Origin of the sequence: Nocardioides sp. (assembly GCF_050699375.1) — a bacterium.
Taxonomy (GTDB): domain Bacteria; phylum Actinomycetota; class Actinomycetes; order Propionibacteriales; family Nocardioidaceae; genus Nocardioides.
Map to the genome: position 1 here is coordinate 1 of NZ_JBOHDN010000261.1, position 9164 is coordinate 9164.

At 69.2% G+C, this 9164-nt stretch carries 8 protein-coding genes and 2 rRNA genes; 4 read left to right on the top strand and 6 right to left on the bottom strand.

Features of this window, described 5'->3' with window-relative positions; all coding sequences use genetic code 11:
* The 4 genes from ACRDPS_RS19025 to ACRDPS_RS19040 form a co-directional block, all read left to right on the top strand.
* Positions 1-101, top strand: a 23S ribosomal RNA gene (locus tag ACRDPS_RS19025); the annotation flags it as partial.
* 169 nt (positions 102-270) lie between these two features.
* Positions 271-387, top strand: a 5S ribosomal RNA gene (gene rrf / locus ACRDPS_RS19030).
* Positions 388-499: 112 nt separating this feature from the next.
* Complete coding sequence (locus ACRDPS_RS19035) at positions 500-1582, top strand: tetratricopeptide repeat protein (RefSeq protein ID WP_431503229.1); 1083 nt, start codon at positions 500-502, stop codon at positions 1580-1582.
* 220 nt (positions 1583-1802) lie between these two features.
* Positions 1803-2333 carry a DUF3145 domain-containing protein gene (locus tag ACRDPS_RS19040; protein ID WP_431503230.1) on the top strand — a complete coding sequence of 177 codons (531 nt, stop codon included), beginning with the start codon at positions 1803-1805 and terminating at the stop codon, positions 2331-2333.
* Between the two features lie 111 nt (positions 2334-2444).
* On the opposite strand, the gene ACRDPS_RS19045 is transcribed toward ACRDPS_RS19040, so the two are convergent.
* From ACRDPS_RS19045 to ACRDPS_RS19070, 6 genes are all read right to left on the bottom strand, one after another.
* Positions 2445-3893: an acyl-CoA carboxylase subunit beta gene (locus ACRDPS_RS19045; RefSeq protein ID WP_431503231.1), complete on the bottom strand. Its 1449-nt coding sequence runs from the start codon at positions 3891-3893 to the stop codon at positions 2445-2447.
* Positions 3893-5161: a beta-ketoacyl-[acyl-carrier-protein] synthase family protein gene (locus ACRDPS_RS19050; protein WP_431503232.1), complete on the bottom strand. Its 1269-nt coding sequence runs from the start codon at positions 5159-5161 to the stop codon at positions 3893-3895. The genes ACRDPS_RS19045 and ACRDPS_RS19050 overlap by 1 nt, the downstream gene beginning before the upstream one ends.
* Positions 5162-5266: 105 nt before the next feature.
* Positions 5267-5518: an acyl carrier protein gene (locus ACRDPS_RS19055; protein WP_008364250.1), complete on the bottom strand. Its 252-nt coding sequence runs from the start codon at positions 5516-5518 to the stop codon at positions 5267-5269.
* 59 nt (positions 5519-5577) lie between these two features.
* Complete coding sequence (locus tag ACRDPS_RS19060) at positions 5578-6564, bottom strand: beta-ketoacyl-ACP synthase III (RefSeq protein ID WP_431503233.1); 987 nt, start codon at positions 6562-6564, stop codon at positions 5578-5580.
* Positions 6561-7751 (bottom strand): acyltransferase domain-containing protein, encoded by a 1191-nt coding sequence (locus tag ACRDPS_RS19065; RefSeq protein WP_431503234.1) that lies wholly within the window; start codon positions 7749-7751, stop codon positions 6561-6563. Before ACRDPS_RS19065 ends, ACRDPS_RS19060 begins: the two co-directional genes overlap by 4 nt.
* Before the next feature lie 97 nt (positions 7752-7848).
* On the bottom strand, positions 7849-9042 hold the full coding sequence (locus ACRDPS_RS19070; protein ID WP_431503235.1) for a PucR family transcriptional regulator: 1194 nt from the start codon (positions 9040-9042) through the stop codon (positions 7849-7851).
* Positions 9043-9164: the final 122 nt, after the last annotated feature.

Sequence of the window (9164 nt, forward strand, 5' to 3'; positions counted from 1 at the left end):
TTATGGGTTAAGGCCCCCTACAGACTATGGGGTTGATAGGCCGGAGGTGTACAGCAGAAATGCCCAGCCGACCGGTACTAATAGGCCGAGGGCTTATCTTTCATAAACCCTCAACAAAAACAACAAATCGAAGACCACTTCGATAAGACTGTTCGCGTCCACGAACCAACATCAACAAGATGTTAGAACTAAACAATGGCTTGGCCACCCCAAGCAGCTCTGCCTGGCAGCAATAGCGCCGGCGAGTGTGCGGGGGTGAGTCGATAGAGTTACGGCGGCCATAGCGAAGGGGAAATACCCGGTCCCATCCCGAACCCGGAAGTCAAGCCCTTCAGCGCCGATGGTACTGCAACCGAGAGGCTGTGGGAGAGTAGGACGCCGCCGGACAAAATTTCAGGTAGAGGCCGCCCCGTTGGGGCGGCCTCTACTGCATTTACAGACATTATGATCTTAGGATCGTTCGAAGTCGGTTGCGCAAGCAGCAGTGAGGATGGCGGCTATGGCTGACGAGCGCCGTGGCAACAGAGGCGGCAACCCCGCCGGACGCTCCGGGCGTCCCAAGAGCTCGGGCTCATCGGCCGGCGGGCGTGGTGGTCGACCGGGATCGGGCCGCAGCAGCGACCGTCGTGACGGCGGCGGCCGCGGAGGCGAGCAGCGCGGCGACGGTGGACGCAGTGATGGTGGACGCAGCGGCGACCAGCGCCGCGGCGACAAGCCGTCCACCGGCCGTGACGGCAAGCCGTCGACCGGACGCGGTGGCCCCCGCGCGGGTGGTCGGTCCGACGGCCCGAAGCGCGGCGGCAGCGACCGCAAGGGTGGTTACTCGAAGGACCGGGGTGGCAAGCCGCAGCAGCGCCGCTTCGACGAGCCCCGCGAGGAGCGCTCGGCCGACCAGCGGGCGTACGACGGCCCGGTGCTGCCCGAAGAGGTCAGCGGCAAGGAGCTGGACCGGGCGATCTCGTCCCAGCTGCGTGGTCTGCCCGAGAAGCTCGCGGCGCGGATCGCTCGCCACCTGGTGGCTGCGGACCTGTACATCGACTCCGACCCGGAGCTCGCCTACCAGCACGCGAAGGCGGCCAAGTCGCGTACCCAGCGGATCGCTGTGATTCGTGAGGCGCTCGGCGAGGCGGCGTACGCTGCCGGCCACTACTCCGAGGCGCTCGCCGAGCTGCGCGCCGCGAAGCGGATGAACGGGGCGACCGCCTACCTGCCGATCATGGCGGACTGCCACCGTGCCCTGGGCCAGCCCGAGCAGGCGATCAAGCTCGCACACAGCCCGTCGGTGGTGAACTTCGATGCGCCGGCGAAGGCCGAGATGACGATCGTCGAGGCCGGCGCGCGCCGTGACCTGGGTCAGCATGACGCGGCGCTGCGGATCCTCGAGCTGGCGCCCCTCAACAACAAGAGCCGTGAGGCCTGGGTTGTGCGGCTGCGCTACGCCTACGCCGACACCCTCCTGGAGGCGGGTCGGGACAAGGACGCGCTGACGTGGTTCCACCGCACCTACGCCATCGACTCCGAGGAGCTCACCGACGCCGCGGCGCGGGCAGAGACCCTCGAGAAGACGGTCGAGAGGGACTGAGGTCCTTCAGAACGCCTGACCAGTGGCGACCGACGCGAGTGTCGGTCGCCACTGTCAGGTTTTGCGCGGATACTGGAGATCTTGGGCCTGGTAGGTAAGAATGGGCCTCAGAATTACACACGGCCAACTACATCAATGTGATCAACCGAAGAGTTTCCTTCACGCATGATCGAGCCCGCTGGGGAAGGCGTAGCTCGCGCCGCAACGAAGGAGATATCCGGTGACCACTCAGATCAAGGACCCGAGCGCCTCGCGTGGTAACGCCCGAGGCGTTGTGTTCGTGCACTCCGCCCCCTCCGCTCTCTGCCCCCACATCGAATGGGCCGTCGCGGGGGTTCTGGGTGTTCCGGTGAGCTTCGACTGGACGGCGCAGCCCGCTCAGGCCGGCACCTACCGAGCCGAGTTCTTCTGGACGGCTGCGATCGGGTCCGCTGCTGCGATCACGTCGGCGCTGAAGGGGTGGACCCACCTGCGCTTCGAGGTCACCGAGGACGGGACCCCGGCCTCGGAGGGTGCGCGCTACTCCTTCACCCCCGATCTCGGCGTCTTCCACGCGGTGACCGGCCTGCACGGCGACACCATGATCCCCGAGGACCGGCTCAAGGCGGCAGTCGTGAAGGCTGCCCTCGGCGACACCACCCTCGAGCTCGAGGTGGACAAGCTCGTCGGCAAGCCGTGGGACGACGAGCTCGAGACTTTCCGTCACGCGGGTGAGGGTGCGCCGGTGCGCTGGATGCACCAGGTCGTCTGAGCGACTCCCGTCAGCCGCAGAGCACGGCGACGAAACGCCGAGTCGGCGCGTCACGACGCGCCGACTCGGCGTGGCTTTTGGTCAGGACGCGCCGACTCGGCGAGGTTCGGGTTACAGGGGGATGGTGCCGTGCGCGCCGCGGCGGACGCCAACGGTCTGGATCGACTCCTCGAAGGCGGCCGCGATCGCACCGCGGGTGGCCGAGGGCTCGATCACCTCATCGACGACACCGATCTCCACGGCCTTGTCGACGCCACCGGCGAGGCGCTCGTGCTCGGCGGCGAGCTCCGCCTCGACCTGCGGACGGAGGTCGGGAGCGACCTCGGCGAGCTTGCGGCGGTGCAGGATGCGGATGGCCGCGACCGGGCCCATGACAGCGACCTCCGCGCCCGGCCAGGCGAAGACCTTGGTCGCGCCGAGCGAGCGGGCGTTCATCGCGATGTAGGCCCCGCCGTACGTCTTCCGGGTCACCAGGGTGACCCGAGGGACGACGCACTCGCCGAAGGCGTGCAGCAGCTTGGCTCCGCGACGTACGACCCCGTCCCACTCCTGGCCGACGCCCGGGAGGTAGCCAGGGACGTCGACGACGACGATAAGCGGGACGCCGAGGGCGTCGCAGAGGCGTACGAACCTGGAGGCCTTCTCCGCGGAGAGGGAGTCGAGGCAGCCGCCGAGACGCAGCGGGTTGTTGGCGACGACGCCGACGGTGCGGCCACCGAAGCGACCCAGGGCCGTGACGATGTTGGGCGCCCAGCGCGCGTGCAGCTCCTGGGGGGTGCCTTCGTCGAGGATGCTCTCGACCAGGGGGTGTACGTCGTAGGCGCGCTTCTTCGACTCCGGCAGCTGCTCGGCGAGGTCCCTGTCCTCCACCGCGGTGACGTCGAGGCCGCCCTGAGAACCGAGGAGCGAGGCGACGGTGCGGGCCTTGTCGAGCGCCTCGCGCTCGGACTCGGTGAGGATGTGCACGACGCCGGAGCGGCGACCGTGCGGCTCGGGCCCGCCGAGGCGCAGCATGTCGACGTCCTCACCGGTCACGGAGCGTACGACGTCGGGGCCGGTGACGAAGATGCGGCCCTCGGGGCCGAGGATGACGACGTCGGTGAGCGCGGGGCCGTAGGCGGCACCGCCGGCCGCCGGTCCGAGGACGACCGAGATCTGCGGGATCTTGCCGCTGGCCTGGGTCATCGCGTGGAAGATGCGGCCGACCGCGTGCAGGGAGAGCACGCCCTCGGCCAGCCGGGCGCCGCCGGAGTGCCACAGGCCGATGATCGGGATGCCATCGGTCATGGCGCGGTGGTAGGCGTCGACGACCACCCGGCAGCCGAGGTCACCCATCGCGCCGCCCATGACGGTGGCATCCGAGCAGAAGGCAACCGCCCGGGTGCCGTCCACCTCGCCGACGGCGGCCAGCATGCCCGAGTCGTCGTCGGGGGAGATCAGCGTGACGGTGTCCTCGTCGAAGAGCGCCTTGAGGCGGGTCACCGGGTTGCGTGGGTCCTGGTCGCGAGGCAGCTTGTGCTTCTTCGCGGGGGCGGGCGCGGGCGTCGCGGTGAGGGTCATCAGATGCTCCCGAAGACGACAGCGACATTCGCGCCGCCGAATCCGAAGGAGTTGTTCAGGGCCGCGATGTCGCCGACCGGCAGGTCGCGTGGCTTGGTGGCGATGTCGAGGTCGACCGCGGGGTCGAGGTTGTCGAGGTTGATGGTCGGAGGCGACTGGCGGTGCTGGATCGCCAGGATGGTCGCGACCGCCTCGAGGGCTCCGGCGCCGCCGAGAAGGTGGCCGGTCATTGACTTGGTCGAGGTGACGATGACGTCGGAGGCGTGCTTGCCGAGCGTGGAGTGGAGCATCAGGCCCTCGGCGATGTCGCCCTGCGGCGTCGAGGTCGCGTGGGCGTTGACGTGCACGATCGAGGCAGGGTCGATGTCACCGTCCTCGAGCGCGCGCTTGATGGCGCGGCTGCCACCGCGGCCCTCCGGGTCGGGCTGGGCGATGTCGTGGGCGTCGGCGGTCACGCCGGCGCCGAGGATCTCGGCGTAGATGCGAGCGCCGCGTGCCTGGGCGTGCTCGAGCTTCTCGAGCACGAGCACGCTCCCGCCCTCCCCGAGAACGAAGCCGTCGCGGCCGGTGTCCCAGGGACGGCTGACCGCGGTCGGGTCGCCGCCTTCGGCGCCGGAGGCGGTCTTGGACAGAGCCATCATGTTGGCGAAGGCGGCCATCGGCAGCGGGTGGATCGCGGCCTCGGTTCCGCCCGCGAGGACGACGTCCGCGCGGCCGAGCCGGATCTGGTCGGCTGCCTGCGCGATCGCCTCGGAGCCGGACGCGCAGGCCGAGATCGGGGTCTGGGCCGCGGCGCGGGCGCCGTAGGTCAGTGAGATGTTGGCTGCTGACGCGTTGGCCATCAGCATCGGGACGGCCAGCGGGCTGACCCGCCGCGGTCCCTTGGCCATCAAGGTGTCGTAGTTGTCCAGCAGGGTGGTCACGCCACCGATGCCGGTGCCGACGGACACGCCCAGGCGCTCGCCATCGAGTCCGTTGTCGTCGGCGGTGCCCTCGAAACCGGCATCCTTCCAGGCCTCGGCCGCGGCGATGACGGTGAACTGAGCGGAGCGGTCCAGGCGCCTGGCCTTGACCCTCTCCAGAACCTCGGACGGCTCGACGGCGATACGGCCGGCGATGCGTACGGGCAGGGTCTCGGCCCACTCCTCGGTGAGCTCGCGTACGCCGGAGCGGCCGGCGATCAGGGCATCCCAGGTGGTGGGTACGTCTCCGCCGACCGGGTTGGTGGTGCCCAGTCCGGTGACGACGACTCGGGTGCGGCTGCTCATGGGGTCTCCGTGTGGGGTGGGTCGGTGCTAGGTCGGGTCCGGGGGATCAGATGGTGCAGATCCGGCGGCTCGGCCTGGGAGGGTTGGCCGAGCCGCCGGGGCACGTCAGGCGTTCGCGGAGGCCTTCTCGATGAAGCTCACAGCGTCGCCGACGGTCTTGAGGTTCTTGACCTCTTCGTCGGGGATGGATACGCCGAACTTCTCCTCGGCGGCGACAACGACCTCGACCATGGACAGCGAGTCGACGTCGAGGTCGTCGACGAAGGACTTGTCGAGCTGGACGTCGGCGACATCGATGCCGGCGACCTCATTGACGATCTCGGCGAGGTCGGAGCGGATCTCTTCGGTGGTGGCCATGTGTGTTGCTTCCTCTCGGATTTCTTTGGTGATGAAACTCTTGGACAAGTGATACAGGACTAGGGGACGACGACGACCTGGGCTGCGTACACCAGCCCGGCGCCGAAGGCGATCAGCAGTGCGATCTCGCCGGACTTCGCCTGCCCTTCCTCGATCATCCGCTCCAGGGCGAGCGGGACTGAGGCGGCCGAGGTATTGCCCATCGTGGCGATGTCGCGGGCGATCTTGACCGACCCCGGCAGCTTCATGGAGCGGGCCAGGGCGTCGACGATGCGCATGTTGGCCTGGTGCGGTACGAAGCAGTCGAGCTGGTCGGCGGTGATCCCGGCCTTCTCGAGCGCTTCCTGGCCGACCTTGGCCATCGCGAACGCGGCCCAGCGGAAGACCGGGTTGCCGTCCATCGTCAGCCACGGGGTCTCCTTGGCCTCGATCGCGTCGAACCAGTCGGGGGTCTGGATCATGTCGGCCTTGTCGCCGTCGGAGCCCCACACGACTGGGCCGATGCCCGGCTCGTCGCTCGGACCGACGACGGCCGCGCCGGCGCCGTCGGCGAAGATGAAGGCGGTGCCACGGTCGTGCGGGTCGGTGATGTCGAGGAGCCGCTCGACCCCGATGACGAGCACATTCTGGGCGCTACCGCCGCGGACCATGTCGTTGGCCATCGCGATGCCGTGGCAGAAGCCGGCGCAGGCCGCCGAGATGTCGAAGGCGGCCGGGTGGTCGGCCCCGAGCTCGTCCGCGATCAGGGCGGCGACGGCCGGGGTCTGGCGCAGGTGGCTGACGGTGGCGACGACGACACAGTCGATCTGGTCGATGCCGATGCCGGCATGGTCGAGGGCCTTGCGCGAGGCGGCGACGGACATCATCTGGACGGTCTCGTCCTCGCCCGCCCTGCGCCGCTCGACGATGCCGGACCGGGTGCGGATCCACTCGTCGGAGGAGTCGATGAGGTCGACGATCTCGCTGTTGGGGACCACCCGCCGCGGGCGATAGCCGCCTACGCCGAGAATGCGGGCGTGCGGGGAACCTGTCGGGGCTGAGATCACGAGTGCTGGACTCCTGTCGGGTGCAGGCGCAGCAGCGGCTGACCGGGGGAAACGAGGTCGCCGTCCTCGACGAGCCACTCGATGACCTCGCCGCCGTGGGCGGAGGTGATCGCGATCGTGTCGCGGAGGCTGGCGATGGCGCCGATCTCGGCGCCGGCCGGAATCACGTCGATCCCGGACACTGTCTCGGAGAGCTTGAAGGTGCCCTTGGACGGGGAGACGACCATGCGCCAGGTCGGGGTGGTCTCGATCGGGTTGGCCTCGCCGTGCTTCTCGACGAACGCACGGGCGTCGTCGAGCTGGTCGGGCGTCTTCAGCGCGAAGGTCTCGACGCCCTTCAGGGCGCGCTTGGCGATTCCGGTGAGCGTGCCGGCCGGGGGCATCTCCAAGATGCCCGTGACACCGATGTCCGACATGGTCTCGAGGCACAGGTCCCAGCGCACCGGGTTGGCGATCTGACCGACGATCCGGCCCAGTGCCTTGGCGCCGTCGTGGACGATCTGACCGTCCTTGTTGCTGATCAGGCGCGTACGCGGGTCGTGGGTCGAGACGCTCTGGGCCAGCCGGGCGAGGTGGCCGACCGCGGGCTCCATGTGCTCGGTGTGGAATGCGCCGGCGACGCTGAGCGGCATCAGTCTCGCCTTGGCCGGCGGGTCCGCGGCGAAGGCCTCGAGCTGCTCGAGCGTGCCGGCGGCGACGATCTGTCCGGGACCGTTGTCGTTGGCGGGGGTGAGGCCGTGCTTCTCGAGCGCGGCGAGCACCTCCTCGCGTACGCCACCGAGGACCGCGGTCATGCCGGTCGGCGTCTTCGCGGCGGCCTCGGCCATGGCCTTGCCGCGCTCGCGGACGAGCACCATCGCCTGCTCGGCGCTGATCGCGCGGGCGCCCGCTGCGGCGGTGATCTCACCGACGCTGTGGCCGGCGACGGCACCGATCTTCGAGAAGGCGTCCGCCGGCTGTGGGAACAGCTCGAGGGCCGCGACCAGACCGGTGGCGACCAGCAGCGGCTGGGCGATCTCGGTGGCACGGATCGTCTCGGCGTCGGCATTCGTGCCGTAGTCGATCAGGTCGATGCCTGCGACGGTTGATAGCCACTCCATACGAGCGGCGAAAGCGGGGTCCTCCAACCACGGGGTGAGGAATCCTGGTGTCTGAGCACCTTGTCCTGGGGCGACAATGACGAGCACGGAACGATAGTGCCGTCATGAGGGCCCCTGAAGCACCCTCTGCGGCGACGAATATGTACAAGGCAATCTTGTAGAGGTCCTACAAAAGTTGTCTGCACTAGGGTCGAGGGTCCTGTTGCCTGCCGAGGATGAGGGCGACCTGGAGGGCCAGGGCGTCCCGGGAGTCGGTCGGCGTGAACCCGGTGAGCTCCGCGACCTGCTTCAGGCGGTAGCGCACGGTGTTGGGGTGCACGAACAGAGTCCGACCGGTCGCCTCGAGGCCGCCTCCGGCGGAGAAGTACGCAGCGAGGGTCTCGATCAACGTGCTGCGCGCCTCCACCAACGGCCGGTAGAGATGCTCGATCAGGTAGCGGTGTGCCCAGACGTCGCCGGCCAGTGCGCGCTCGGGTAGGAACGACTGGCTCTTCGCCGGGCGGGGTGCATCGGGCCAGCCGGGCGCGGCTCGGTAGGCCGAGAGAGCGGCCCGGGCGGACTCAGCGGCCGTCGCGAGCCCGGTCGCCACCGGACCGACCACGACCGGACCGTCGGCGAAGAGGTCGGCGATGCGACCGGCGGCCGTCAAGGGATCCTCGATGCCTCCGAGCAGCGCGACGAGCCGGTCGCCCTGGACCGCGCACAGGGTGTGCAGGTCGTGGGCGCGGGCACGACGCCGCACCTCCTCCATGGCGGCGTCGAGGCCGATGCCCTCGGGCGCGTGGCCCAGCACCGCGCACAGCTGTAGGTCGGCGTCCCAGCCGAGTGCGCTCGCGCGGGAGAGGACGACCTCGTCGGTCTCGGCGCGCAGGACTGCGTCGACGACGAGCGCCTCGAGCCGGGCATCCCAGGCGCCGCGCTGCTCGGCGGCCTTGGCGTACACCTCCGCGGTGGCGAAGGCGACCTCACGGGCGTAGCGGCCGATCGCCTCGTGGACATCGGCGGCGTCCTCGGGGCCGAGAAGGTCGTCGATGTTGGCCTCGACGACCTCGATCGAGAGACGCACCAGGTCGACGGTCTGCTGGAGGGTGATGAGGCCGGTCAGCGCGCGCGGTGCGACACCGAACATCGACGCGGCCAGGTCGGGCTTGGCTGTGTCGGCAGAGGCGCCGCCGGCGTACCAGCTCACGAACTCCTTGATGCCCGCCTGGACGATCATGCCGACGAGGGAGCGGTTCTTCGCGGAGAGATCCTTGAACCACGGCATCGCGTCATCCATCCGCGACGTCGCGGCTGTCGCCAGTCTGCCGGTCGCGCGCCGAAGCGCCAGCGCGGTGCGCTGGCGGGTGGGTGGGATCACTGCGGTCACGTTGTCCATTCTTGCGCTGCGTACGTCTGAAAACACGCCGAGTCGGCGCATTCGTCCCGAACCGACACACGCCGAGTCGGCGCATCCGACCCCTCTCGCTCGCTTCGCTTCGCGAGGCACGGGGTCAGATG